Source organism: Caldivirga maquilingensis IC-167 (assembly GCF_000018305.1).
In the GTDB taxonomy this organism is placed as follows: Archaea; Thermoproteota; Thermoprotei; order Thermoproteales; family Thermocladiaceae; genus Caldivirga; species Caldivirga maquilingensis.
The window spans coordinates 349,586-374,930 of sequence record NC_009954.1 but is presented as its reverse complement, the minus strand read 5'-3'; the positions used below and the strand labels follow the sequence as shown (position 1 = coordinate 374,930).

Sequence of the window (25,345 nt, the reverse complement as noted above, 5' to 3'; positions counted from 1 at the left end):
GTCTACTGGCTTCTTACTATGAGTTGTAGGTTCCTTTCAACAGCAACCTCATTAATTGACTTACCCCTCAGGAGCTCCCTAATAATGGATACAAGGTCCTGAACCTTAACCCTAACCTGAACCCTACTATCCCTATCCCTAACTGTAACCGTATTATCCTTAAGCGTATCAGCATCCACGGTTACTGCCAGTGGTGTACCTAAGCTATCCCACTTAGCGTACCTAGCCCCTATGGTTCCGCCATCATCATAAACAGCTGTGATACCCTCATTAATTAGGTTAATCCTAATGTCCTTAGCCACCTTAATCAACTCCCCCCTACTCACTATTGGTAGTACCGCAACCGTAATGGGGGCTACATCCCTAGGTAACTTAAGTACAATCCTACCATCAATTAATGCGTATGCGTTCTCAAGCGTAACGTAGAGTATCCTATCTATGCCGAATGATGGTTCAATAACGTGGGGTATGAAGTTCTCCGTACTCACTTTCCTTGACTCAGTCTTAATGAACACCATGTCCCTAGTTACCTTAAACCCATTAATAACCACCTCACCCTTACTGGTTAATTCCCTAACCAACTCCTCCGGGTTAACACTGGCTAAGGCCTTGAGGACTAGGGGTGCTTCATTACCGTAAACCTCCCTTATCCTTGATGGGTTAGGGTAAACCCTATGCTCCTCAATAACCTTAGGCTCCTTAAGCCTCCTAACCGCTGAAATATCCTGACCACTGTATGATGAGTGCCTACTTAAGTCATAGTCCCCCCTATAGGCATGCCCACTAACCTCAAGCCAACCGAAGCGTTCAGTGTAGACTACGTGGTCGTAAACCATCCTGGCGTAGTGAGCCCTCTCATTAGGTAGCTTAGCTATGAACATTTGCTTCTCCTCGGGTACGCCTAGGCTTTTAAGGAACTTAACTGAGAGGGCCATGTAGAAGGCCATCCATTCATTAGCCACGTAACCCATCCTCACAGCCTCCTCAGCTGAAACAACCCTGGGTTCATTAACCCCCTTAGCCACATCCTCCTCTGTGAGTAGCCTTAACTTAACGTCATTGACATCATTAATGTATGGGCATGATGAATCCTGCGGATCAAAGAATAGCTCAATCTCCATTTGGGAAAACTCCCTAAGCCTAACCAACCCCTGCCTTGGTGAAATCTCATTCCTACCAACCTTACCAACCTGGGCTATAGCCATGGGTAACTTCCCCATTATCCTGTATATCCTATTGAAGTTAACGAACATTCCTTGAGCAGTCTCAGGCCTTAGGTAACCCACGTTCTCACTATACGGCCCTATGGTGGTTTTGAAGAGTAGGTTAAACTTCTGAACATCACTCAACTCACCTCCACAGGCAGGGCACCTTATGTTATTCCTCCTTATTAAGCCCGTTAACTCCACTTCATTAAGCCCCTCCGTCTTAACCTTAATCCCCCTCTTACCAAGCTCCTCCTCCACTAGGTGATCAGCCCTATACTTACGCCCACACTTACTGCAGGTTACTAGGTAATCGGTGAAGTGTTCAACATGGCCGCTTGCCTCAAAGACTATACTGGGCATTATCACTGGGGTTTCAACCTCGTATGTGAATTCCAAGTAAGGTAGTATGAACATTCTCCTCCACTTCTCAATAATGTTCCTCTTCAATAAGACGCCGAGCAACCCATAGTCGTAGAATCCACCGGCCTCAACCTTACCCCTATATACGTCGAAGCTAGGCCAGTAGAAGCCTGACTCCGCCACAACATCATTGAATTTATCCGACACGCAGGCTTAAGTTAAAGGTGCTTAAATGCTTTCCTCTAGGTGAATTAAAGAATCTCCCTGGCGAACCTGTAGTGAACGTATATGTATGATGCATCACCCACAGCCACCCATAGTGATGATGATAAGTAACCGTGGATTAGGTTAAGGATTAGTAGCACCGTGAAGGTCATCATCATTATTGTTTCAATGGGTAAAGCCTTAATCACCGTTAACCCACCCTTAGGTGTAACATCCCACCCCTTAAAGCTTAGTCCCAGGGAACCCTTAATGTATGAGTAAAGAACCTGCAGACTCATAGCCATAACCATGGCTGACGACCTACCCGCAGAGTAAGGCGTCAACCCCCCGTTCCCTGTTCTTAATGGTATGTAGCCGTAGGCTAAGGCGAGTGCACCATATAGGGTGAGTAGGGGTAGTGTGGCTAAGCCTATGAAACCCCCCAGGAGTATTGAAGTAACCCCAATAATTAGGCTACTTAAAATGAATAATGCAGGAGTTACGTATTGGGTTAGTAATAGTAAGGCATCAAACTTAACCCTGGCACTAACACCACTACTCATGAGTCTTCTAATCATTCTCCTTAATGCATCAGCAACACCATAAGCCCACTTACTTTGTTGAAACTTAAAGACACTGTACGTCCTCGGGTTCTCAACACCAACAACCTTACCATCAATGAAACCTACATCGAAACCCCTTGATATTAACTTAAGCCAGATATATATATCATCCTGAGGCCCACTACCACTCCACCCATCCACCTCCCTGAGCGCACTAGCCTTAAACATCGTACCCGTCCCAACCACTAAGGCAGGTAAACCCCTCGCCCTCCTACCACCCTGTATAGTGTCTACGGCTAGGTTCATTGATGCCGTGACGGCTTCGGAGATTAGTGTATCAGTATTATAACCAAACCATCTACCAGCCACAGCAGCCGCATTACTCTTAGTCATTAAGCCGCAGGCCTTAAGGGGGAAGTTTGAGTCTATGAGTGAGTCAACATCCATGGTTAACACGTAATCACCCCTGGAGTGCCTAAACCCGTAATCAATAGCCCCTGCCTTACCCGCATTCTTATTAATCCTCCTAAGTACCTTAACGTTATCCCCAAGGCCAGTAACCCTACGTTTAAGTTCATTAACGTAATCCTCATCATCATCCGAAACCACTATTACTTCAATTGGACCAGGCCAATTAAAGCCCAACGCCCTTTTAACAGCATCCACAACGGCATCCATTGATTCATGCCACGTGGGTATTATTATACTTAAGGCTCCAAGCCCATTAATGCACTCCACCGCCTCATCCCTAATCCCCCTCCTCCTGTAGGCTAAGTAATTATGAATATCATAAATGAGTATTAGTATTGGGTAAATCATCAATACGGTTACTACAATAACCACCGCGGTCAATGGGTTTATCATGCGGTTAAGCAATGCACTTAACCGTATTTAACTATTATTCAAATTAAAGTATGGTTAATACTTATTTATCCAGGTAACTAAGCCTAACTATGAGACTATTAACCTTCGAACAGGGCGGCGTAGTTAGGGTTGGGGCATACACTGGTAGGGGTGTTGTTGATTTACCTAAAGCATACGTCACAATTTATGAGGCTGAATCAGCCCCAGACTTCCTCTACTCCATGAGGAAGCTAATTGAGAATGGTGAACCAGCATTAAGCATTGTTAATGATTTAATTAATAAGACCCTTAAGTCAAGTAGAGAGGATTTACTGCTTAACCCATCATCAATCAACTGGCTCCCCCCAGTCACTGACCCTGAGAAGATCCTGTGCGTTGCAGTTAATTACAGGGCTCACGGCGAGGAAAGTAGCACTAAACCCCCTGAGAGGCCATACTTCTTCCCGAAGTTCCGTAACGCCTTAATCGGTAATGGACAACCCATAGTTAAGCCTAAGGCCTCCAATAAGATGGATTGGGAGGTGGAACTTGGTGTCGTGATAGGTAGGAGGGGTAAGTACATTGATGTTAAGGATGCCTTCAACCACGTTTTCGGCTACGTGGTAACTAACGACGTCTCCATGAGGGATTGGCAATTCCCCTCAATGGATCAATTCGGTATGGATTGGATACACGGTAAATCCATGGATGGGGCAATGCCAGTGGGCCCATACATTGTGACTAAGGATGAGATAAATGACCCACATAATCTAAGGTTAACGCTCAGGGTTAATGGATCAGTGGAGCAGGATGGTAATACAAGGGATTTAATATTCAAGATACCTGACTTAATACACTGGGCAACCCAAGGCATAACACTTAAACCAGGCGACTACATATCCACAGGCACCCCATCTGGTGTTGGATTCCCCAAGGGCAAGTTCCTAAAGCATGGTGACTTAGTCGAAGCCGAGGTCGAGGGCATAGGTATTTTAAGAAACCCAGTTATTGAAGAAAAGCCTTAATGACCACTTAAAATAACCTTCATCCCTCTAGATTTTTACCTCAACCATAATCAACAAACGCACTAAAATAATGAACCCCCCACCTCTTAATCCAAAGCACATCCACTATATAGTCTATATATTTTCATCGGCACAGTTTCATTTTCATTCTTCATTTCTTTCAATTAGCACAACCATTGAGGGGCTTCATTACACCATTAGCACAGTGATGTGGGGGTGTGGGATGGTGGAATGGTTGTGCTGATGGTAAACAAAGCAAACCATGGAGTAAAACTTAAAAACCCTAAAAAAGCTAATGAATCAGTAAATCCCAAAAGGGATTAGAAAGAGTAAAATGAGTTCTTGAATCGTGGCTGGTTTCCTGAGCTTGTAAATCCCAAAAGGGATTAGAAAGATTAGTATTTTCTTTAATGTTTGCTTCTGATTCGGAATTTGCATGTAAATCCCAAAAGGGATTAGAAAGAGAAAGAATAAGGGATTGAAAGTAAAGGAATTAGGATGTGTTTTGGTTATGGTTTAACACCGGTGTATGGTGATTCAAGGCCCATTTTCCTTGCTAATGCGGCTTTTAGTAGGGCGGTGAATAATGGGTGTGGTCTAGTTAACCTGCTTCTGAATTCGGGGTGGAATTGGGTTGCTATGAAGAAGTAGTGGTTATGTAGTTCAATAGCCTCCACTCTAGGTACATCAATCCTCATGGCTGAGAAGACTAAGCCTGCCTCCTGAAGCTGCTTAAAGTAGGCTGGGTTAACCTCATACCTATGTCTATGCCTTTCCCTAATCCTTAATGAACCATAGATTCCATGAAGAATACTCCCCTCGGTAATACTTATTTCCCTATCACCAAGTATCATAGTGCCCCCTAGTTTGTTAATGCTCTTCTCCTCTGGGGTTATGTCTATCACTGGGTGGGTGGTGTTTGGGTTAACCTCGGTGGTGTGGGCGTCCTTAAGGCCTAGAACATCCCTAGCGTACTCAACCACTGAGAGCTGCATGCCGTAGCATATGCCCAGTAGGGGTATGTTATTCTCCCTAGCATACCTAATGGCCATTATCTTACCCTCAACACCCCTTGCTCCGAAGCCGGGTAGTATTATGTAGGCGTCAGTATTCATTTTAGGTAGTAAGTCGGGATCCTTCTCCACCTCCTCTGAATCACACCAAATAATCCTAGGCTTAACCCTCAGCCAAGCGGCCGCATGCCTAATAGCCTCCACAATACTTATGTAGGCGTCCCTTAGTTTAACGTACTTACCGCAGAGTGTTACCTTAACCTCATCAGTGGCGTTAACCATTGAGTTCACTAGGTTAACCCAATCATCCCACTTGGGTTCATTCACCTTAACCTTAAGTAACTCAGTAAGCATTCTGCCTAATCCCTGTTCATCAAGGATTAACGGTACCCTGTATATTGTGTCGACGTTAAAGGAGTTGAATATTAGGTTTTGAGGCACATTGGTGAATAAGGATACCTTGGCCTTAACATCATTGGTTATTGGTCTAGTGGACCTTATTATTATTATGTCAGGTTGAATACCAACCCTCCTAAGCTCCATGACACTGTGCTGCAGTGGCTTAGTTTTGAATTCATCAGTTACGTCTAGGATTGGCACTGGGGCTACGTGAACAAACACCACGTTACCATTCTCCTCAAGCCTCATCTGCCTGGCGGCTTCAAGGAATGGTAGACTCTCGTAATCACCAACAGTTCCCCCAATCTCAATAACCACGGCATCCCAACCCTCCTTGGCAATAGCCCTAATCCTAGCCTTAATCTCATTCGTCACATGCGGTATTAATTGAACCGTTTGCCCAAGGTAAACTCCCCTTCGTTCACCATCAATCACACTTAAGTAAACTTGACCAGAGGTTATGTTGTGGCTCTTGGATAATTCAACGTCGAGAAACCTCTCATAATGACCCAGGTCCAGGTCCGTTTCACCACCATCAGCGGTGACGTAGACTTCACCATGTTGGTAAGGATTCATTGTACCAGCATCAACGTTTAAGTACGGATCCACCTTAATCGCCGTTACTGAAAGCCCCCTAGCCTGGAGGATCTTAGCTATGGATGCTGTGGCTATGCCCTTACCCACACTGCTCATTACACCGCCTGTAATGAATATGAAGGCAGTCATGAAGCTTAATTAATGCACCTCTTATAAACCTAACGGCTTAATGAACAAGTATCTATGGTTTAAATTCACGATACCCTTTTAACACCCCACGTCAACTTAATTCAATGCAACCACCCTACAATTACCCTTATCAACAACCCCCTAGGCGTAGGGGGAGTGGGTTAGCCTTAGCTTTAATTGTAATTGGCTTAATCCTAATGATAATTGCGGTGGTGTTGGCTTACCTAGAGTACGTTAATGCTTCACCATTAACAAGGTACCTTGGCTCAAGCACAAGCATTAGCGGTGTACTTAATCTAATAGGCTACGTAACCTATAAGTCAGTGTTCATAGTGATAATAGCGTGGGTTGGTTCAATGATAATGGCTAGGGGTGTTCAAACCTATGTTGGGCAAGGTCATTGAGGCGTTCATAATGCTAATACTGGTCATTGAGGTATTAACCGTAATTCTCTCAATAATGGTTATAGTGAAGAACCTAACCTTAACAGTCTCCCAGGTAGGTAACATATACAGTACTAAGGTGTGCGTAAGCAATAAGACGCCACTGGAGGTAACATTAATGGCTGGCTCCAGTGAGGCTTTAATTAACCCGGGGCAGTATGGATGCCTCATTATTAATTCAACTCAATTACTAAGTAATGTAACGCTTGGCCTAGGTTTATTCAACATAACTCTTGGTGTTGAGTATGCCAGGTAGGGTTAGGTCTGTTCTACTGAATATTACTGTTGACGTATTAATGCTGCTTATCCTATACAGCCTACTAAGCCTGCTCGGTTACTCAATATCATTAACCGGTTTAATACTGGTTGTGGTTGCTATTGCAGCTGCTGGGGTTAGGTCAATAGTGAAGGGTACTGAGCACTCAATATTCGCGGTCACGGCGTCACTGGTGGAGGGCTTAGCGTTACTCTCCCTGTTCACAATGGGTACTAGGCCAACCTCAGTGGGTGGTATGGTTGCTGTATCCTCATCATTAATCCTGGATTACGTACTCGCCTTATCAATAATACTTTACCTAGTCTACACCATGATTGACGACGCCCTCACCACTGATTAATCCGCACTGGATCCCTTAATCCATTGCTCAATGAGGCCCCTCATATCAGGCATATCCATGGTGCTCAATACGTTTAACCTTAAGGAGGCCACATGGTTAGCTAACCTACACGCCTCATAGCCACTAAGCCCCCTTAGTAACCCAGTAATGTATGCTGCATCAAAGGCGTCACCAGCTCCAATAGTTGTTAGCACCCTCTTCACCACTCGTGTGGGGCAGTGTTTAACATTATTATTAACCAGTAAGGCCCCCTTACTGCCCAGCTTAATGATGAAGCTCCCCCCGCTCCTCCTCATTACCTTAATGGTATCCTTAAGGCTTAACCCATAGAGGGCCTTAGCCTCATCACTATTAAGTAAGACCGCCCCCGGTGGCTTAATCAATGTAACCAACTCCTTAACAAACCCAGCCGCGGGGCCTGGGTCCAGGAACACCATTACCCCATTATTAACGCTAGTCTTAATGACTTTAATAACAGCTTCCTTAACATCACTGGAGTACGCTATGTTGAAGCCGCTTATGAACACTGCCTTAAAGGACTTTACCACCTGCTCATCAATATCACTGGGCGTTAAATGGGCTCCGGCACCTAGGTAGCCTAGGAAGGCGTATCTACCTAATTCATCAATTATGTTATTTGAGACTGTTGTGTAGGAGCCGTTCATACGTTTTATAAAGCCTGTGTATACATTGGCCTTCTCAAGCATGTTAATGAGGATTACTGAGAATGGGTCATCACCAAGTTTATCAACAACAGCCACCCTTAAGCCAAGTTTACTGGCTACAACAGCAACACTACATGCGCCTCCAGGTGAGAGTACTGGTTCATTAGTAACCACTATGTCGTATGCCTTTATGGGGAGTCTCTTAACCCTGTAGTAAATGTCTAGGACGCAGTCTGAGACCACTAGTAAATCAAGCATCCTCAAGACCCCAAGCCCTCACGCTTATACCCTTACCTGTTTCCACACCCACAATGTACCAGACTATGCTTGCAGCAGCCCCAACCCCCAGTATTATTGAGTCGACAAGTAGGTATAGTTTCATCGGTATGTAGGCTGAGGCGAATAACACTGGGATTGAGCCACCCAGTGAAATAACCCTAACCAATGCAGTGTAGGTTCCCCTCCTAATCACCCTCCAGTACTCTGATTTAAGCGTGTCCTCGGTTAGGAAGTATGCGTTAATTAGTATTGAGAATACTGTGAATAAGCCCCAGAACACGCCTAGGTTACGCATCCATGTATTTGTGGTGAACGCCAGTATTAAGGTAATGAGTGTTGACCCCAGTGACGAGGCAGCAAGCATCACTCTCCTACTCACTGAATCAGCCAATAAACCTATCACCACCCCTGACACTAATGCCGCTGTGGAAAACACGAGAATCAACCAATTGGTTAAGCTTGGTAGGAAGTATGGTCCAAGGGTTAACGCCAGTAAACTGAACCCAGCCGTATAAGCCCATCCAATTAACCCACCCACCATTACCCTTAACCACGTTGGAGGCAACCTAATCCTCACAGTATACTCATGGGGTGAATCAATGGTGTTTACTTCATTAACCTTACCAACAGCCTCCAGCCACAGTACGGATTCAGGGAGCATTCGCCTAAGCGCATACAGTAGAGGTAGTATGATTATTAACGTAGCCCCCAACGCCACCCTCTGCATCATCGGGTTAACGTTAAGTAGCGTTAATGCTGCAGCCAATACGCCACCTAGATTAGTGAAGTTAAGTATTAGGAAAACTAACCTACCCCTAAGCCTACTTGGGAAGTACTCATGGGCAGCAGTCATAACTGTATTATACTCACCACCAGTGGCTACCAGTAGTAGGCTTAGGAATATTAGAAGCATCACATACCCTTGACTAATCATTAAGCCAACGGCACCGACGACATACATTAGTAGGGTTAAGTAAAGTACCCTCCTCCTACCAAGCGCATCAGAGAGGGGACCAGCCACGGCGCCGCCGATTAGTAACCATAGTGGTGGCCAAACCGTTAATAATGCTGTTAAGTACCTTGGTGTAACCACCCAGCCAGTGGCTAGATATGAGATTGAGTATATGTAGGCTTCAATCGTGGTGCTTAGGCTAAACACCGTGAATGCGACGGTGTGTGCTTCACCCCAGTGATCATTCGTCATTAGGGTCACGGAATTAGGATAATTATCCTACTTTTAAACATTCCCACAAAACTCAACAAGCAGCATAAAACACGCGAACCCACTAAACACCCATAGTTTCTGCTTCTCACCCAGTAGTATGGCTTTAAGGTTAACTTCATTAACCTTAGTGGGTTAAATTAATTAAGGTATCCGGGGTCCTGAACCCACCCTTGGCAAGCCTCACGGCCACTACCACTGGGTCTGTGATGAATCTCCATGGATTCCAATGTTATGGGATGCAGGGACACGGGGTGCGTGACTTTCGAAGAGTTTCAAAAGCAATGGATCCTAGAAACGGTAAGGGGAATAGAGTATAAGTTCAATGCGAGGAGGAACTAAATACAGGGGGTAAATATACTGAGGCCCTAGGTGCATTGTACTCAATGGTGATGATTGCGCTGTATGTGGTCATCCATCTTAAATTCCAGCTTACTTAGCATAGACATGCATTGGGTAGCATGGATGTTTCCTCTAGATTTTACTGTCAGTGGTATATTTTACTCCGGAGTTTCATTACTAATTGGTGTCATTATTTTCCACGTACTTCCTGACTACGGCTTTATCCTGTCTAGTTATTTTAATGATAATTTGCATGTCTATTATTATCCCCTAATTTTTCAGAACCATTAAATGATCATGCGTGGGTCCTTGGGTGTTTCTGGTTCGTTGTTGTGGTTTTTGGTTTCGTAATGCTTATTAATTGGATGTTGATCATATGTTAATGAGTAATGTTGCGGTGATCATTGTTGGTCATGGTTCCAGGAGGGGTTCCTATGGGGAGTGCATATCCTCCATGGCTAGGTATATTGAGGGGAGGTTGGGTTTACTGATATATGGCTTATAATGAGTTCAGTGATCCCCCATTGGCAGAGCCTTATAGAGGATCCCGTGAGGAGGAGTTTCGATAGGTTGGTCTTCGCTTTAGCTTTCCTGAAGCCTAGTACTCACGTGGTTGGGGATATAATGGGTTCCCTGGGCGTTAGTGGGTTTGCCTCTGCGATTGAGACGATATAGAAGCCTGAATACTAAGCATGACTTTCTGAAGATCCATGAGAATCTTACTCATATCAACAAGGGTCCTCTGAATATTACCAAGCACATTATACACACCATCAATCCTCATATTCAACTCCTCAAACCTCCTACCTATTTGATCACTCAAGGCATCAATCCTCTTATTCGTTTCATCAATTCTCTTATTAACCTGCTCACTCAATGAGTCAATCCTCTTATTGGTCTCATTAATTCTCTTGTTGGTCTCATCAATCCTCCTATTTAATTGATCCGCTAACGCATCAATCCTCTTGTTCAACTCCTCAATCCTCCTATTAACCTGGTCATTGAGCATATCAATTCTCTTACTCACCTCATCAATCCTCCTATTAACTTGATCATTAAGCGCATCTATCCTCCTGTTTTGCTCCCTCACCGTAGATAACACCAAAACCACCAAATCCTCAGTCTTAAGCCTCTCACCCTTCTCCAACTTCCTCAAAACAGCCTCAAGCGACTTATCAATAACGGCACCCAACAAAGACTCCACACACAAGGCAATAACCAACACTTAAAAAACTAACCACAAAACAGCAAACCACGAACCAAGACCCCAACACAACCACCCAACTGCACCTGCGTAGCCAACATCCTCGGGACTTATTATGCTGCCTGTTAGTGCCCAGTTTGTATAGTAGTTTCGGCTGTTTCTGCGTCTTGGGGTTAGGTTCTTCTTGAATTTTAATGGTATCCTGGGTATTTGGCTCCTAACCTTACAGCCTTTATTAGTGAACCATTGCTAGGCGTACCAAATCTGTGTAAAGCCACCATGTATTTAAGCCCTTCCCTGCTAGAGTAGGAAGACCCCTGATCTCTCGAGCTTACCTGTGGTTGGATCCGCGATAAACCCCATGGATTCCAGTGTTATGACCCCCACAATTACCATGTCAGCATTGTCCGATAACAGCACCACTTGATTCCTCCTTTCATTCATTATTTCCATGGTGACCAAGGCCTCCTCAAGCCTTACATACCCCTTTGCCGCGAGTACATTAATGAAGGTTCCCAAACCCCTTATACCGAGTTCCTCAGCCAGTTTCCTGGGTATGACCGTGTACGTGGCGCCCGTATCCACAAGGGCTTTTACGGTTCTTGGTTCCCTCCCCGTATATTGTCGCATCAACGTATACATGCTCCATATTGTTAATTTCCACAACGCAGCACTTTATTTACCTAGCCTCTGCATTACCGCATTGAGGATTCTCCTTACACCCTCCCTTATGTCTCCCTCATCCAGTGCATAACTAAATCTCACAAACTCCCTACCCATACGTGTTTCAGAGAATGCAGTACCTGGTAGTACCACCACGCCGTGGTCCTCAAGGAGCCAGTTTGTGAAGGATTCTACGTCCATACTCAGCTTATTAAGCAGTGGGGCTACCCTGGGATACATGTAAAATGCCCCATTACCCCTCCACACCTCGATACCGGGTATTTTCCTTAACTCCTCATACATAACATCCCTACGCCTCCTGAATAACTCAACCATCCTCCTACTTTCACGCCACGACATCCCACTCCTCAGGGCCTCCACACCCGCCCACTGGGCTATGGATGGTGGGCAGCTGTAAACGTTTGTAGCTAACCTCTCCAGGTACTTAACCACATCCCTACTAGTGACTAGGTAACCGAGCCTCCAACCGGTCATGGAGAACGTCTTACTAAAGCCATTGGTATAGATTATGTACTTCCTCCACTCGGGCTCAAGTTCGAGGATACCCTTAAATACGGTATCCTCGTACACGAAGTTATCGTATATCTCATCAACAATTACCAATAACCTATGATCCTTCGCTATATCCAAAACCTTCATCACATCCCTAGCGTCGAATACAGTACCCGTGGGGTTATGCGGGTTATTGATAACCACTGCCCTGGTCTTATCAGTCAAAGCCCCCTCAATACCCTCAACATCAAGTCTAAACCCATCCTCCACGCTGAATTTTAGGGGTACATAAATGGGCTTCCCACCGTTGAACTTCGTTATCTCCGCATATGCTGGGTATGAGGGATCCGGTATTATCACCTCATCGCCTGGCCTCACATAGGCTGACAGGGCTAGGAATATGGCTGTCTTTGTACCAGTCGTCACTATCACCTCCTCGGGAAGCACCTTTGCCTGGTACCTATGGTTTAGGTAATCAGCCACAGCCTCCCTAAGCTCCTTAATGCCCGGTGTTTCGGTGTAGCCGGTGAATCCCTCATCCAGTGCCCTCTTAGCAGCATTTATTATGTTGGGGAATGTGGGTAAGTCCGGCTGCCCAATTCCGAAGGAGATTACCCTAATGCCCTTCCTCTCACTTACCTCACGTGCCTTAGCCAGGTATGTGAATGCGGATTCCCCCATTAACTCCTTGACCTCGTTCTTTATATAATCATCTATTGGATTCATAACCCTAGATACACATATTGCACTCATTTATAATTATTTGCTAGATAATTATTCCGGAAACCTTTACACCACCTAGCCTTTTACTGAGTTGATTTATTAATCAACTAGTACTCTGAGCCTTATTAACTCACTTAATCTCCTACCATACATCTTACCCACTGGATTCGCTAGGCTTTATGGTACTGTATCAGTGAGGTTGAATTTTTACGTTGGGTAATATTAGGTTAAGTGTGCTAGGGTAAGTTAAGGCGTAATTTACCTATTTTTCTTAAATCTACCTCCTAATGTTGAGGCTGATCATACTCTTTATCCCTGGCTCATACAGTGCCCTTATGTTGTGGCACCTCACCTTTAACGGCAATAGTGTAGAGGCTTATGATGCGCCGGCCAAGTAATCCATGAATAACTTATCCATGGAGTAACTAGGCGGATCAAGCTACCTCTTCTAAACCCACGTAGTTCCCGCTCAACGATCGCCTAATCCTTGCATTGATCCTAGGAGTTTGTTGTGGCACATGAACGAAGTTATCATTGGGTTTCATGAATTTGTTATCCATCAATTCATAGGATTCATACATAGTGTTCAACATAGGATCACGAATGACTAGTAGGGTAGGTGATACTACCATTAACTGCTGGGAAATTAGGCATTTGCAAACCGCATTTATACTTATTATTATTAAATTAAGTGAATTAATAATGTAACTTAAGTTAATGGCTAATTATCTAACTGGTTTCTGTTTCTTACCCAGTAGTATGGCTTTAAGACTGACTCCATTAACTTTAGTTACCTTAAACCTCACGCCAGGTAGGTCACCGTAAGCCCTACCCTCTGGGCCACCGATCCTCTCTATGATCACCTCATCATGCTCATTAATGAGGTTTAAACCACCATCCCACGGCACGAATGCCGTAACCACCTTCCCATTCTTCGTAAGCTGGACCCTGACACAGTTGCCGGTTACCAGGCCGTTTGCAATGAAGTTATGGTATGAGCTTTCAGTGGTCACATCCCAAAGCCTATCATTCCACTCAATGGGCTTAACTTCAGTGACCACATCCCAAACCAGCCCCGAGTTCCCCAGCCCTAGTGTGGCCTTAATAATCCAATCACTGAATGATGGTATTCTGGCTGTTCTACCTATGTACTTAGTATTCTTAACACCCTTTAACCACTTATACACCGTGGCCCTACTAACCCTATACCCGGCGCTCCTAAGGGCCTTAACTATACTGGGTCCGTCGTAGCCTTCGCTCATTAATTTCCTCGTTAATTCATAAGCATCAGCGTAATGCTGCCAAAGCAAAACCTTTCTACGTAGATACTCATACGCTAATACCGCCAGTGAGTCATGTTCCTTATTGTACGCATAGCCTATCCTTCCAAAGAACCTTAGTAAGTTATTAGTGTTACTAATTATTGAAAACCTCAACCTAACGGTCCTAATGCCATTCTTCCTAATGACGCCACTGCTAACGCTCACGGGTGTTGTCTCTATACCGAATTCACTAAGTAGTTTCCTAATATCGTTTAGGAATTCAATACCATTCCCAGCCAGGTTCTCAGCCTTGTGTATTACCAGTGTTGGTGGTTGGAATGTTCTACCGTTATTCTCAACCCGCGGTCTCTCTAACTCACTACCGAAGTACGCGGCTAAAAACTCCGCCTTAACGTCCAATGGAGCCTCCATTACCCACTCAGGCACTCTATATGCCTGCAGTGCCTTATCACCAACGGGAATCCCCAATGCCTTAAGTAGCGTGAATAACGTTATTGAGGTGACGAAGGCAACATTTGACTTACCGCTAATTACATTCATTAATCCATTACTCCAGGTAACAATGCTTTCGCCGTGGTACTCCCTAATCTTTGATGGTTTAAATCCTAATTCAATTAAATCATTTATAATGTCCTCAAGGTCACTGGGATTTCCACTGAATGCCACTTTACCCTCATAACCATTGCCACTCTTAACGTAGCTTAGTGACCCATCCCCAAATAGATGGCCGACTAATCGTGCAATCCTATAAATATTACTATTACTATACTTAAGTGGTATCAGTCCTAACTCCTTAAGCCTATTAATAATTTGATCAACCTTGGCGTTTGGTGGAGCCTCCCTTCTTATGTCATCCTCAGTTAGTATTACTCTATCATCATTAAGCGTGTAAGCCTCAATGGGCTCCCTTGGGTATACGGCTACGTAATCACCTGGCTTAACCTCCTTAAGGGGTAATATGCCTCTCCCAGTGTATATTGGGTGATCACCACTCGCTATTATTCTCCTACCGTAGAGTGTCCTCAACTCATACACACCATCCTCTCTAAACTCCTCGGGCTCTATGTGGAAGAAGTCAATGAGCCTAGTTGGTTCAATTACCTTAGAACCCTTATTGAAGTGGATTATTGAAACTTCATGCCAATTACCCGCGAGGTTAATTATCCTAGTTGCTACCCTGGGTGTTAAATTAATTAATGTATCTGGGGTTACGCACTTCCTCACTGCTGCGTTGGGTTTTCTTGCCTCTACGCCTACCTTCTCCAGTACTATTCCTCTTGCCATTGGGGCTCCTTCCAGTGGGTCATACTTCTTAATAAAGCCTAACGCTCTCTTCTTATACTGAATATCACTCCACCTGAATTTCTGTCTCTTTCTTCTAAGCTTCCTAGCGGCATATAGTCCTAATGGGCTCTTTTTACCACTCACAATGTGCCCCCTGGGTTAGCCTTAATAAGCGTTATGGTATCTTAACGTTATCAATGTCGAAGTATCTCTTAGCCAGTAGGGCTGCTCTTTTAAGGTTCCTATGGTACTTACCTAATGCTATACCCTTCTCCCCCTCCTCAACTCTAATTATGGCTACTTTACCATTATTGGGAAGCTTATTAATGGTTATGTTCACCACCTTAGCTGGGTAGAGTGCATTCCTTAGTAATTCCTCGGGGTCATCACCGTACTCAACTATTTCAACATCCTTACCGAGTAGATTCTTAAGCTTCTTAACATTTATACCTCCCTTACCAACGGCTAATGGTGCGAAATTCTTATCAACAATGAATATTATCCTATTGAATTCAGGATCATATATTGCATCCCTAGGCGTTATCCCAGTGACGCTTTCGAAGAGCGCCGCGTACCTTAACTCATCATCAGTTAGTATGATTCGACCCCTACTCTTAGACATTGGCACCACCGGCAAGGGACATTATACTACTCTCACCTGGATCAATAATAGCCACAACTGCTATTTTATGACTCCTCCTTAATGCGCCTCCCAGTTCCCAGCTTGTCCCAGCGTAGGTGAATACTGGTACTTGAGATAACTTAGCGTATCTTTCAACATCCTGCCTGATGCTTGGCGGTACGTTAGCGGCCATTATAACTAACTTAGCGTCACCATTAAGTATAGCCTTTATTGATTGCCTAACACCCATCGTCAACCTACCTGTATTAGCTACAACTTGCAGTTCCCTTGATATATCTATCATCTACCTCCATCATCCCTTAGTCTTTTATAAATCTTTCGCCAAGGGGTTTAACCTTACGTCAACACGTTTAAGCATGTAGAGTCCACTAAACCCTTAATAAGCCTTCTTCATAAGTAGTGAAGCGTTGAATTAACCCTCTAAGGGGGAGGCGGCGTTAATTTCCCTAAGGTACTTATTCATGTAGAGTAACCTCTCTATAACCTCCCCCTCAGGTTCAAGTTCATAGAATATCTGCGTCTCAAAGATCCTGACTTCACTACACCCCTTACTGCATATTAGTGAAATTAATTCATCCATTGATGGGGGTTTACCCTTCTCCTCATGGAACTTAGCCGCGGCTTCAATAATCTTATGCGCCAAGTAAGCCTCAATACTACCGTCAGGTCTTTTAACTAGTAAGCCATGGTAACCTGGTATGAATACCTTAGCTAAATTATCCATGCTCACTTGCCTGGGTTGATTATTAACAATAACCTCAATGACTATTCTCTTAACCTCACTTAAAGATAATGGACTATATTTAGGTGAATTGAAGGCTGCATACCTGGCTATCATTATGACATCATCGTAAAGGTTCCTAATGGGGTATGGTGAACCAACATCACCCCTAAGCTCCCTGTACCTGAATCCATTACTCACCTTAATCTTCTCCACAGACACCCATACGCCTAGGCTCATTGACTTAAGGTGATCGGCAGTAATGGGAATCTTCTCAATATTCCTTAACCTACTCTCTATCGCATATCTGGCTAGCTTAACCAGTAATGCACCGTCAGTTAATGTTAATGGCTTGAATAAATCCATCAAGGCTACTACGTATCCCCGGGTTTAAAGTGTAATCCAATGATTAACCAGTAATATAATTGTATTATCAACCATATCAAGGATAAGTAAGGTTAAGGCTTAATGGGATTAAGTATTCAAGGCATGGCTTCAATACATGTGGTCAAGTAAGCCACCTCCACCACGCCTAGTCTTTCCCTTAACCGTGGATTCATTAAACTTAATTACCCTGCCATCCTTAACTAATTGATGAGCCTGTTCAATTATTGAACCAGCAATCTTATCCCCTATTCCACGTATCCTGGTTAAGTCACTTACATTTGCCTTAGCTAAGTCCTCAATTGACCTATAGCCTGCGGCATAGAGGGCCCTTGCCCTAACCCTACCCACTCCCTCAAGGTTAACGACCAGTTCCAGGAGTTCATCATTAACACCGTACTTCACCCTATACCTAAGCGCCCTCAACCCATTCACAACATTCCCACTTAACCCCAGTGTCCTGGCTAATTCCTGAAGTGCACCTATTAACCACTCGGCTTGGTCTGAAAGCACCCTTAAATCCCCAGGTTGGACGTCGTAAGTCTTCATAATTTGATCCTCATTACTCTCATTAATCCACTCAAGGAGCGCCATGGCTGTTTTAAACTCTGATAGGAAGTCCTCGTAATCCTCAGGGTAATTAACTAACTCATCCACATCACTGGGTTTAAGGGGTATTGAGGACCACATTGAGGCTGCTTGTTGAGCTAATTCATCAAGCTCATTCCTCCTCACCTTAACCTTAGGTATCTTAGGTGACTTAACCACAAGCATCAGTGAGTAGGCGTTTAAGTCAGCGTCACTGTTGAGGTTTCTCAAACCCATTATGAATACGTGTGCAGTATCTGGGTCAAGGTACATCCTGTTAACAACTGCACCAACCTCAGTGGCCTCTAGTTTATCCCCATTCCTTATTATGAAGCCGTAATCAACCAGTTCATCAATGATCCTACTGATCATCCTCCTCACTGAATTAGCTTGAATCATTGCTGATAATTTACCCTGAAACCCAGCGAAGGTGTTTGAAGTGAATTTAACTAATTCATCAATGGTTTCAGCGTACTGGCTTGCCACCGCTGATAGTGTGTGGAATTTAAGTGATGTAGGGTTCATGAAGTTTGACTTAACGTACTCCGGCGGGGACTTAATGTACTTATCAATGACGTAATCCACCTCATCCTTACTGGAAACAATTATTATTGCTTCACCATAGGGGTCAAGGCCTGGTCTACCTGCCCTACCAGCCATCTGCTTATACTCCATTACAGGTATTTCAATGAAGCCGTAGCCTGGTTCATAACGCCTATACTCATTCACAATAACCCTACGTGCAGGTAAATTAACCCCAGCCGCTAGGGTCGTTGTGGAGGCTAATACCCTTAATACACCCCTCCTAAACCCCTCCTCAATAACCCTCCTAACCTCTAACTCAAGGCCCGCGTGGTGGAAGGATACGCCGCATTTTATTAAGCCTGTTAATTCCTCAGCCAGTATCCTTGATGATGAAGTCTCCCTAACCTCCTCAGCTAATTTACCTGCCTCACCAGGATCAATGTACCTGACTGGGGATGAACATATATACTCAGCCAGTTTCCTAGCAATCCTCACTGCGCCTTGTCTTGATGATGAGAACACCAGTACCTGCCCACCATCATTCAACGTGTCCACTGTTAGGTTGATTAGTGAATCACCCTGCCCGCTGATCCTCTTTTCACCGTCATTAACGTACGTTACTACACCCTTATGGTAAACCCCCTCCCTTAGGCTAACTGGTCTCCAATCTGATTTAACCAGCTTAGCGTTAAGCCAATTAGCCAACTCCTCCGGGTTGCCTATTGTTGCGCTTAATCCAATGATCTGCGGGTTAAGGTTAAGCATCCTTAACTTAGCCACAATGGATTCTATTATTGGTCCCCTTTCATCATCATTAATGAAGTGTATTTCATCAATTATTAATTGCCCAACATTCCATATCCAACTCGGTTTAAGCCTGAGTAGGCTATCAAGCTTCTCGTACGTAGTTATTATTACATCATAAGAGCCTAACCACTTATCCTCACTATTATAGTCACCTGTTGAGGCAGCCACCCTAATGCCTAATTCACTGTACGTGTTGAAGTCATTAAGCTTCTCGAAGGCTAATGCCTTCAGGGGAACAGCCACCAGTGACTTCTTATCATTAACCAGTACATTATTTACAGCAGCTACTTCAGCTAGAAGCGTCTTACCTGAGGCTGTGGCTGAAACCATGAGTATGTTTTCACCATTCAGTAAACCAGCCCTAATAGCCTCCTCCTGGGGCGGGTACAGTGTCCTAATGCCCCTCTTACTTATTAGAAAATCCCTAAGCAAGCTTGGTAGCGGTAGCTCCTCAATATTCACTAAGGGGGCTGTGTCCTATTGCTTAATATTTCTTATCATTATAGGTGACTTAAAGTTTAAACCCTGAGCCTTAGGAGGGGAACTTAACTTACACTGGTCATCATCTATAAAGCTTAAAAAGGCCTCATTCATTAACCCACTGCTAAGGTGTCTTATAGTGGGGTTGAAGATTCATAGGCCTAGGAGAGGATCCATGGCCTACTACCCTAGGAAGAGGGCCAGTGACATAGTGCCTAGAATACGTAATTGGCCTGTAATTGACTTAGGTAAACCAACGCTCCTTGGATTCGTAGGATATAAGGCAGGCATGGTTCACGTTACCGTGGTGGATGATAGGAAGACGAGTCCATTCTTCGGTAAGGAACTCGTTAAGGCCGTTACAGTGGTGGAGACTCCACCACTTTACGTGGTTGGTTTAAGGGCTTACGCAATTAATCCCCTTAAGGCTGAATTAGTAAGTGTTGGTGAGGCTTGGGTTAACATCCCCAATGAGGTGAGGAAGTATATTGCGAGGAGGATACCTACACTACCTGAGAAGTTTGATACTGATAAGGCTCTTGCAGACCTACAGGGTTTACTCGACTCAGTGAGTTACATTAAGGTTATTGCAATGACCCAGCCCTACAAGGCTGGTGTGGGTAAGAAGACCCCTGAGGTTCTTGAAATACCAGTGGGTGGTGTACCAACTATTGATGAGCAGTTTAAGTATGCCTCAGGTTTATTGGGTAAGGAGGTTAAGCCCACTGACGTCTTCAAACCCGGTCAACTGGTGGATGTTATCGGGGTCACTAAGGGTAAGGGGACTCAGGGCGTGATTAAGAGGTTTGGTGTTAAGGAGTTGCCTAGGTGGCATAAGCATAGGAAGGGTTCTAGGAGGACTGGGACCGTTGGACCTAAGCCCGCTGTAATGTATACTCAACCAAGGATGGGGCAGATGGGGTTCCATAGGCGCACTGAGTATAATAAGAGGATACTTAAAATAAGTGATAATGGTTCTGAAATAACACCTAAGGGTGGGTTTAAGCACTACGGCATAGTAAGGAGTGGTTACATGCTTATTGAAGGTTCAACACCAGGTGTGGTTAAGAGGCTTATAGCCTTCAGGTACCCCATTAGGCCGCCGTTTAACTATGATCTTAAGCAGGTTCAGGCACCAAGCGTGACTTGGGTAAGCGTAATGGGTGTTAGTGGGGTGAGTTGAAGTGAGTATTGACTTATCTCCATTACTTAAGAATAAGTATGAGGTTCCAGCTAAGGCTAAGTTACTGAACCTTAACGGTGAGGCGGTTGGTGAGGTTGACTTACCTGAGCATTTCAAGACACCGATAAGACTGGACTTAATTAGGAGGGCTGTCTTAAGTGCATTAACTGCTAGGCTTCAACCAAAGGGTACTGATAAGGAGGCTGGGTTAAGGACGTCTGCGGTAAGCTTCGGTACTGGCTTAGGTATAGCCAGGGTTCCTAGGATTAAGGGTAACATGTGGCCGAGGGCTAGGATTGCGCCAAATGTGGTTAAGGGAAGGAGGGCTCACCCACCTAAAGTTGAGAAGAGGCTGTGGGAGAGGATTAATAGGAAGGAGAGGCTTCTGGCAATTAGGTCAGCCATAGCGGCCACCGCGGTTAGGGAGCTTATAATGGCGAGAGGACACTTGGTGGGGGATGTTAAGGCAATACCGCTCGTAGTGGTTAATGAATTTGAGGGAATCAGTAAGGCTGCTGACGTTAAGAATGTGTTTAAGGCCCTTGGAGTATGGAGTGATGTAGTTAAGGCCCAGGGTAATGTAAGGATTAGGGCTGGGAGGGGTAAGATGAGGGGTAGGAGGTATAAGGAGCCTAAGAGCATTCTTGTGGTTGTTTCAAGGAAGGATGCACCAGTAATTAGGGCTGTTAGGAACATGGCTGGAGTCGACGTCGTCTACGTTGATAACCTAAGCATACTACACTTAGCGCCAGGGGGTGTGCCAGGTAGGTTAACATTATGGACCCAGGGGGCTATTGAAAGATTAAGTAATGAAAAGCTCTTCACAGTGGGTGAGTGAGCATGTCTACTCAACCAATTATAACTAGGTTTGTTTTAACTGAAAAGGCCATTAGGCTAGCTGAGAAGGAGAATACATTAACCATAGTGGTGCCTAGGAGTGTTAATAAGAAGGTGATTAAGGATTACGTGGAGAAGGCCTATAAGGTTAAGGTCATTGATGTGAGGACATTAATAACAATGGAGGGGGAGAAGAAGGCTTACGTAAGGTTATCAAGCGAGAATAATGCCATTGAATTACTAACTAATTTAGGATTACTGTGATTTTTCCTGTGACTCAATGAATGGTTTAAGTGATTCAGGCACCCTTAGGGCTAATGCAGCGGCACCAATTATACCAATATCATCCCCAAAGCGTGTTCCCGTTATTTCAGGCATCCTATTAGCCACATACCTCTTAACGTACTTGTTTAACCCATTCATTATTACGTCAACGTTATTAAGGAAGATGCTGCCACCCAGTATGACTACTTCAGGGTCATAGGCATTTATGACATTAGCCACCCCAGCTGCGATTGCCTTAAGAACATAATCAATGAACTCCACTGCAAAGGGGTCCCCCCTCTTGAATCCATTAAATAAATCAGGCGTAGTGGCTTTACCCTCCTTAACCATTAACGCTAATTCACTCATCTGCCCCCTATACCTCTTCTCAAGATACCACCGCGCACTCTTAGGGATATTACCACCACCTGCAATAGCCTCCAGGTGCCCATAGCCACCGCATCCGCATTGTAAGTCGGATTCAATATCAACGACAGCGTGCCCCATTTCATGGGCATTACCATCCTTACCCACTAGGAGGTGTCCATCAACCACAACACCCATGCCTATGCCTGTGGATAAGGTTACGTAGACTACGTTATTCCTCCCAGCACCTTGACCAAACAAGTATTCACCCCAAACAGACGCCATGGCATCATTACCTATTACTATGGGTAAACCAAGCCCCCTCCTTAATGGGGCATATAGCCTAAACCGCTTAACCCTCCACCTTAAATTAGGGGCTATTAGAACATTACCAGTCTTCAAGTCAAGGGGACCTATTGAACCTATACCCACCGCTGAAATAGAGGGCAGGTATTTGCCTAAATTCTCCCTAGCCCCCTTAATTATAATATTAGCCACAGTATCCTCATCACCCTCCTGGGGCATGGGGACCTTAACCTTATCAATAATTTCACCATTTACGTTAACCACCCCTATCCTAATGAAGCTTGCACCCACATCCACACCTAAGTAATACTGAGTCATTATTTCACCTTCACCGTTAGTTAATGAGTGGGACTTTTTAAAGCATTAACCAGGATAACTTAATTATTCTTCATGTAAGCCATGAATACGTGGTGAAGCATAGGTGTATGATTAAAGGTGTGAAATATGTGCGTAAATACCGTGAATGCTAGTATCATTCTTTAATTTAATGTATAGATAGGTTTAAATATTCAATGGTTAATACGGTTTAACCGTGGATAAACTGAGATTATACGTACTAATTCAGAACCTGGCTAATGGTTTAACGCAACCATTCATGAGCTTTCTGGCGGTTGCCAGCGGGGTACCTAATATTGGCTTAGGCTTAATTTCATCAGCCAACGGCTTCTTCGCAGGGGTGACTCAGCTACCATTAAGGAAACTCAGTGAACCTGTTAAGCTACTTAAGCTATCAACTGCATCATTAATCATCCTATGGTTATTAATGGCGTTCATCTCATACACTAATCCCATACTCTACGTGGTTACTTACCTATCCATTGCCGCCACTGGTGGTGTTTCCTCATACGCATGGGCATTATTACTAGAGAGGGCAAGCAGAGGCTCTAGGGGTAGGGTTCTTGCTGAATACGGCTTCTTTGGGTCAATAGGTGGTTTACTGGCTACGTTAACCGCTGGACTAGTGGTTAGGGGTAATTACGCCTTAGCTAAGTATGTTTTCATAACAGCTGCATTACTCATTGCCAGTAACTTCACTGTGGTGATGAGGCTGGATAACGTTAAGTATGATGGAGTGAATTCAAGTAACCTTAGGCAGAGCATTAAGGGTATTGAGAATTTCCTGGGTGCAACATTCATATTCGCTGTTGTCTGGTCCTTCGCATGGCCAATATTCCCAGTGGCTCAATACTACGTATTCAGTATGACTACTGAGCAAGTCGCCATACTAAGCATAGTGGGTGGCGCATCAACGTTAATACTACAGAGGCCTGTGGGTTCACTTGTGGATAAGCATAGGAGGATAATGATGTTCCTAGGTAGATTCCTCCTTATAACGTTCCCATTAATGTACGTGTTCAGCACCAGTGTCTATCAATTATTCATAATAAACGTGGTGTCTGGGTTCACTAACTCAGTATCAAACACAGCCTACATGGCTTACCTCTTCGATAATTCAAGGGATAAGAAAAGCGCAATAACTATATATAATGCAGTCTACGGTACTGGGACACTGGTTGGTTCACTCATAGGTAGTGCATCATTATCAGCAGTTGAATTAATGGTTGGGGTTAAGGAGGCTGTGAAGTACCTCCTGTTGATTGATGCAGCCGCTAGGGCTGGAGCCGCTGTGGCTTACTTGAAGCTACCTGAGTTTAAGCCAGCCAGTAGGGGTACTTTAACGGTCTCCGCTAGGACTAATTAAGCCATATTAAGTATAGTCCTCAGGTAGTTAAGCACCTCATCAACCGCAGCATCCCTATTAACGTAGCTTAACCTAATTAAGCTACCTAGGTTTAAGTGTGAATTAACCCAGTTACTCATCTTAACGTGAATGGTTATGAGAAAGCGCCTGGAGTTAACCACGTCCTCCACTCTCCTTAGGAATGAGGGATGCTTCATCTCCATTGGACCAACCTCATCAATAACGTATAGGTCACCCTCCTGGTTAAGTAGTGTTAAGCCCCATTCAATTGAATTAACATCAACATGGTACTTACCCACCATTGGTCCCTGCACCTTATTAACATGAGCCAGCCACCTCCATTCACCATTACTAACATTAACCAGCCTAAAACCAACCCTAACACCCCCCTCCCTCTCCTCCACTGTATAGAAGCCCACAATCCTAATACCCCTCTCCTTAAGTCTACTGGTCACCTTAACAATAAGGGTAGTTTTACCAACCCCAGGTGGTCCTGTTACGAAGACACCCTGCACCACTACTTAGATACGCCTGGAAGCTTTTAAGTTAAACTTACCGTAACCCGACTCCTAATTAATGTTATGGGCCTTAATCAGCATCACTGCATGATACTTATTCACGTTAATGCCAGTAATTACATAATCAATGCGTCAAATTTAAAAGAATAGGGAATTAAGGGGGATTGTGAGGATTTACAATTGCTCATACTGCGGGAGACCAATACCGCCTGGCTATGGGATAATGTACGTTAGGGTTGATGGGGTTGTCCTACGGTTCTGCAGTAGGAGGTGTTTCGTAAGCATGGTTAAAATGGGTAAGAACCCGCAGAAGCAGGCCTGGGTTAGGAAAATAAGGCGTGCTAAATCCGCGGCTCAGTCAAAATCCTCAAGCAAGTAAGGTAAGGTAATTAGTATTATTAACCAACCCATGGATCCATTAACTCATTTTAACCTGTAATGA

25 protein-coding genes are annotated in these 25,345 nt (G+C 44.4%); 10 read left to right on the top strand and 15 right to left on the bottom strand.

The features are described 5' to 3' along the window. Positions 1 to 2: 2 nt before the first annotated feature. Entirely contained in the window at positions 3 to 1,775 is a 1,773-nt protein-coding gene (glyS, locus tag CMAQ_RS01715; RefSeq protein ID WP_012185402.1) for a glycine--tRNA ligase, read from the bottom strand. Positions 1,776 to 1,819: 44 nt separating this feature from the next. Next, positions 1,820 to 3,199, bottom strand: coding sequence for a glycosyltransferase family 2 protein (locus CMAQ_RS01710; protein WP_012185401.1), 1,380 nt, complete (start codon positions 3,197 to 3,199; stop codon positions 1,820 to 1,822). Positions 3,200 to 3,288: 89 nt separating this feature from the next. On the opposite strand from CMAQ_RS01710, the gene CMAQ_RS01705 reads away from it, so the two are divergent. Then, on the top strand, positions 3,289 to 4,203 hold the full coding sequence (locus tag CMAQ_RS01705) for a fumarylacetoacetate hydrolase family protein (RefSeq protein WP_012185400.1): 915 nt from the start codon (positions 3,289 to 3,291) through the stop codon (positions 4,201 to 4,203). A 509-nt stretch (positions 4,204 to 4,712) separates the two neighbouring features. Here the strand turns inward: CMAQ_RS01705 and CMAQ_RS01700 are convergent. Beyond that, positions 4,713 to 6,341 carry a CTP synthase gene (locus tag CMAQ_RS01700; protein ID WP_012185399.1) on the bottom strand — a complete coding sequence of 543 codons (1,629 nt, stop codon included), beginning with the start codon at positions 6,339 to 6,341 and terminating at the stop codon, positions 4,713 to 4,715. A gap of 104 nt (positions 6,342 to 6,445) precedes the next feature. Between CMAQ_RS01700 and CMAQ_RS01695 the strand changes: the two genes are divergently transcribed. The 3 genes from CMAQ_RS01695 to CMAQ_RS01685 are packed head-to-tail and all read left to right on the top strand — an operon-like array spanning position 6,446 to position 7,401. Continuing rightward, the gene (locus tag CMAQ_RS01695) at positions 6,446 to 6,745 is read left to right on the top strand and encodes a hypothetical protein (RefSeq protein ID WP_012185398.1); all 300 of its coding nucleotides are present in this window, start codon (positions 6,446 to 6,448) and stop codon (positions 6,743 to 6,745) included. Beyond that, complete coding sequence (locus CMAQ_RS01690) at positions 6,726 to 7,040, top strand: hypothetical protein (RefSeq protein ID WP_012185397.1); 315 nt, start codon at positions 6,726 to 6,728, stop codon at positions 7,038 to 7,040. The genes CMAQ_RS01695 and CMAQ_RS01690 overlap by 20 nt, the downstream gene beginning before the upstream one ends. Continuing rightward, the gene (locus tag CMAQ_RS01685) at positions 7,030 to 7,401 is read left to right on the top strand and encodes a hypothetical protein (RefSeq protein ID WP_012185396.1); all 372 of its coding nucleotides are present in this window, start codon (positions 7,030 to 7,032) and stop codon (positions 7,399 to 7,401) included. Before CMAQ_RS01690 ends, CMAQ_RS01685 begins: the two co-directional genes overlap by 11 nt. Here the strand turns inward: CMAQ_RS01685 and CMAQ_RS01680 are convergent. Beyond that, positions 7,398 to 8,324 carry a carbohydrate kinase family protein gene (locus tag CMAQ_RS01680; RefSeq protein WP_012185395.1) on the bottom strand — a complete coding sequence of 309 codons (927 nt, stop codon included), beginning with the start codon at positions 8,322 to 8,324 and terminating at the stop codon, positions 7,398 to 7,400. The genes CMAQ_RS01685 and CMAQ_RS01680 overlap by 4 nt on opposite strands. Next, positions 8,317 to 9,549, bottom strand: a complete 1,233-nt coding sequence (locus CMAQ_RS01675; RefSeq protein WP_012185394.1) for an MFS transporter — start codon at positions 9,547 to 9,549, stop codon at positions 8,317 to 8,319. Before CMAQ_RS01675 ends, CMAQ_RS01680 begins: the two co-directional genes overlap by 8 nt. Positions 9,550 to 10,291: 742 nt before the next feature. Here CMAQ_RS01675 and CMAQ_RS10900 point away from each other — a divergent pair. Further along, a complete protein-coding gene (locus tag CMAQ_RS10900; RefSeq protein WP_269479083.1) occupies positions 10,292 to 10,414 on the top strand; it encodes a hypothetical protein in 123 nt (40 codons plus the stop codon). Positions 10,415 to 10,549: 135 nt separating this feature from the next. On the opposite strand, the gene CMAQ_RS01665 is transcribed toward CMAQ_RS10900, so the two are convergent. The 8 genes from CMAQ_RS01665 to CMAQ_RS01630 all read right to left on the bottom strand — a co-directional run bounded on the left by CMAQ_RS01665 (position 10,550) and on the right by CMAQ_RS01630 (position 19,709). Next, entirely contained in the window at positions 10,550 to 11,113 is a 564-nt protein-coding gene (locus tag CMAQ_RS01665) for a coiled-coil domain-containing protein (protein ID WP_048062608.1), read from the bottom strand. A 300-nt stretch (positions 11,114 to 11,413) separates the two neighbouring features. Further along, positions 11,414 to 11,743 carry a retroviral-like aspartic protease family protein gene (locus CMAQ_RS01660; RefSeq protein ID WP_232203784.1) on the bottom strand — a complete coding sequence of 110 codons (330 nt, stop codon included), beginning with the start codon at positions 11,741 to 11,743 and terminating at the stop codon, positions 11,414 to 11,416. Positions 11,744 to 11,788: 45 nt separating this feature from the next. Next, positions 11,789 to 13,015 (bottom strand): pyridoxal phosphate-dependent aminotransferase, encoded by a 1,227-nt coding sequence (locus CMAQ_RS01655; RefSeq protein ID WP_048062607.1) that lies wholly within the window; start codon positions 13,013 to 13,015, stop codon positions 11,789 to 11,791. A gap of 722 nt (positions 13,016 to 13,737) precedes the next feature. Further along, positions 13,738 to 15,723, bottom strand: coding sequence for an intein-containing 30S ribosomal protein S12 (locus CMAQ_RS10635; RefSeq protein ID WP_012185390.1), 1,986 nt, complete (start codon positions 15,721 to 15,723; stop codon positions 13,738 to 13,740). Positions 15,724 to 15,754: 31 nt separating this feature from the next. Continuing rightward, a complete protein-coding gene (locus tag CMAQ_RS01645; protein WP_012185389.1) occupies positions 15,755 to 16,201 on the bottom strand; it encodes a NusA-like transcription termination signal-binding factor in 447 nt (148 codons plus the stop codon). Beyond that, positions 16,194 to 16,505, bottom strand: a complete 312-nt coding sequence (locus tag CMAQ_RS01640) for a 50S ribosomal protein L30e (protein ID WP_012185388.1) — start codon at positions 16,503 to 16,505, stop codon at positions 16,194 to 16,196. The genes CMAQ_RS01645 and CMAQ_RS01640 overlap by 8 nt, the downstream gene beginning before the upstream one ends. A 129-nt stretch (positions 16,506 to 16,634) precedes the next feature. Next, complete coding sequence (locus tag CMAQ_RS01635; RefSeq protein ID WP_012185387.1) at positions 16,635 to 17,309, bottom strand: AMMECR1 domain-containing protein; 675 nt, start codon at positions 17,307 to 17,309, stop codon at positions 16,635 to 16,637. A gap of 129 nt (positions 17,310 to 17,438) precedes the next feature. After that, positions 17,439 to 19,709 carry a DEAD/DEAH box helicase gene (locus CMAQ_RS01630; RefSeq protein ID WP_012185386.1) on the bottom strand — a complete coding sequence of 757 codons (2,271 nt, stop codon included), beginning with the start codon at positions 19,707 to 19,709 and terminating at the stop codon, positions 17,439 to 17,441. Between the two features lie 157 nt (positions 19,710 to 19,866). On the opposite strand from CMAQ_RS01630, the gene CMAQ_RS01625 reads away from it, so the two are divergent. Genes CMAQ_RS01625 through CMAQ_RS01615 form a run of 3 tightly spaced genes read left to right on the top strand, consistent with a single transcriptional unit; the run spans position 19,867 to position 22,011 of the window. Further along, a complete protein-coding gene (locus CMAQ_RS01625) occupies positions 19,867 to 20,910 on the top strand; it encodes a 50S ribosomal protein L3 (RefSeq protein WP_012185385.1) in 1,044 nt (347 codons plus the stop codon). Between the two features lies 1 nt (position 20,911). Next, positions 20,912 to 21,748 carry a 50S ribosomal protein L4 gene (gene rpl4p, locus CMAQ_RS01620; protein ID WP_012185384.1) on the top strand — a complete coding sequence of 279 codons (837 nt, stop codon included), beginning with the start codon at positions 20,912 to 20,914 and terminating at the stop codon, positions 21,746 to 21,748. Positions 21,749 to 21,750: 2 nt separating this feature from the next. Then, entirely contained in the window at positions 21,751 to 22,011 is a 261-nt protein-coding gene (locus CMAQ_RS01615; RefSeq protein WP_012185383.1) for a 50S ribosomal protein L23, read from the top strand. Here CMAQ_RS01615 and CMAQ_RS01610 read toward each other — a convergent pair. Further along, positions 22,003 to 23,001 (bottom strand): ROK family protein, encoded by a 999-nt coding sequence (locus CMAQ_RS01610; RefSeq protein WP_012185382.1) that lies wholly within the window; start codon positions 22,999 to 23,001, stop codon positions 22,003 to 22,005. The genes CMAQ_RS01615 and CMAQ_RS01610 overlap by 9 nt on opposite strands. 214 nt (positions 23,002 to 23,215) lie before the next feature. On the opposite strand from CMAQ_RS01610, the gene CMAQ_RS01605 reads away from it, so the two are divergent. After that, entirely contained in the window at positions 23,216 to 24,385 is a 1,170-nt protein-coding gene (locus CMAQ_RS01605) for an MFS transporter (RefSeq protein WP_012185381.1), read from the top strand. Here CMAQ_RS01605 and CMAQ_RS01600 read toward each other — a convergent pair. Next, positions 24,382 to 24,903: a nucleoside-triphosphatase gene (locus CMAQ_RS01600; RefSeq protein WP_012185380.1), complete on the bottom strand. Its 522-nt coding sequence runs from the start codon at positions 24,901 to 24,903 to the stop codon at positions 24,382 to 24,384. The two genes, CMAQ_RS01605 and CMAQ_RS01600, sit on opposite strands and share 4 nt — an antisense overlap. Positions 24,904 to 25,069: 166 nt before the next feature. On the opposite strand from CMAQ_RS01600, the gene CMAQ_RS01595 reads away from it, so the two are divergent. Next, a complete protein-coding gene (locus tag CMAQ_RS01595) occupies positions 25,070 to 25,282 on the top strand; it encodes a 50S ribosomal protein L24e (protein ID WP_012185379.1) in 213 nt (70 codons plus the stop codon). The last annotated feature ends 63 nt before the right edge of the window (positions 25,283 to 25,345 follow it).

Excerpts from the sequence above, each read along its gene's own strand:
- CMAQ_RS01710 (WP_012185401.1), bottom strand. The coding sequence starts at position 3,199 with ATGATAAACCCATTGACCGCGGTGGTTATTGTAGTAACCGTATTGATG.
- CMAQ_RS01705 (WP_012185400.1), top strand. The coding sequence starts at position 3,289 with ATGAGACTATTAACCTTCGAACAGGGCGGCGTAGTTAGGGTTGGGGCA.
- CMAQ_RS01700 (WP_012185399.1), bottom strand. The coding sequence starts at position 6,341 with ATGACTGCCTTCATATTCATTACAGGCGGTGTAATGAGCAGTGTGGGT.
- CMAQ_RS01695 (WP_012185398.1), top strand. The coding sequence starts at position 6,446 with ATGCAACCACCCTACAATTACCCTTATCAACAACCCCCTAGGCGTAGG.
- CMAQ_RS01690 (WP_012185397.1), top strand. The coding sequence starts at position 6,726 with ATGTTGGGCAAGGTCATTGAGGCGTTCATAATGCTAATACTGGTCATT.
- CMAQ_RS01685 (WP_012185396.1), top strand. The coding sequence starts at position 7,030 with ATGCCAGGTAGGGTTAGGTCTGTTCTACTGAATATTACTGTTGACGTA.
- CMAQ_RS01680 (WP_012185395.1), bottom strand. The coding sequence starts at position 8,324 with ATGCTTGATTTACTAGTGGTCTCAGACTGCGTCCTAGACATTTACTAC.
- CMAQ_RS01675 (WP_012185394.1), bottom strand. The coding sequence starts at position 9,549 with ATGACGAATGATCACTGGGGTGAAGCACACACCGTCGCATTCACGGTG.
- CMAQ_RS10900 (WP_269479083.1), top strand. The coding sequence starts at position 10,292 with ATGAGTAATGTTGCGGTGATCATTGTTGGTCATGGTTCCAGGAGGGGT.
- CMAQ_RS01660 (WP_232203784.1), bottom strand. The coding sequence starts at position 11,743 with ATGCGACAATATACGGGGAGGGAACCAAGAACCGTAAAAGCCCTTGTG.
- CMAQ_RS01655 (WP_048062607.1), bottom strand. The coding sequence starts at position 13,015 with ATGAATCCAATAGATGATTATATAAAGAACGAGGTCAAGGAGTTAATG.
- CMAQ_RS01645 (WP_012185389.1), bottom strand. The coding sequence starts at position 16,201 with ATGTCTAAGAGTAGGGGTCGAATCATACTAACTGATGATGAGTTAAGG.
- CMAQ_RS01640 (WP_012185388.1), bottom strand. The coding sequence starts at position 16,505 with ATGATAGATATATCAAGGGAACTGCAAGTTGTAGCTAATACAGGTAGG.
- CMAQ_RS01635 (WP_012185387.1), bottom strand. The coding sequence starts at position 17,309 with ATGGATTTATTCAAGCCATTAACATTAACTGACGGTGCATTACTGGTT.
- CMAQ_RS01615 (WP_012185383.1), top strand. The coding sequence starts at position 21,751 with ATGTCTACTCAACCAATTATAACTAGGTTTGTTTTAACTGAAAAGGCC.
- CMAQ_RS01610 (WP_012185382.1), bottom strand. The coding sequence starts at position 23,001 with ATGACTCAGTATTACTTAGGTGTGGATGTGGGTGCAAGCTTCATTAGG.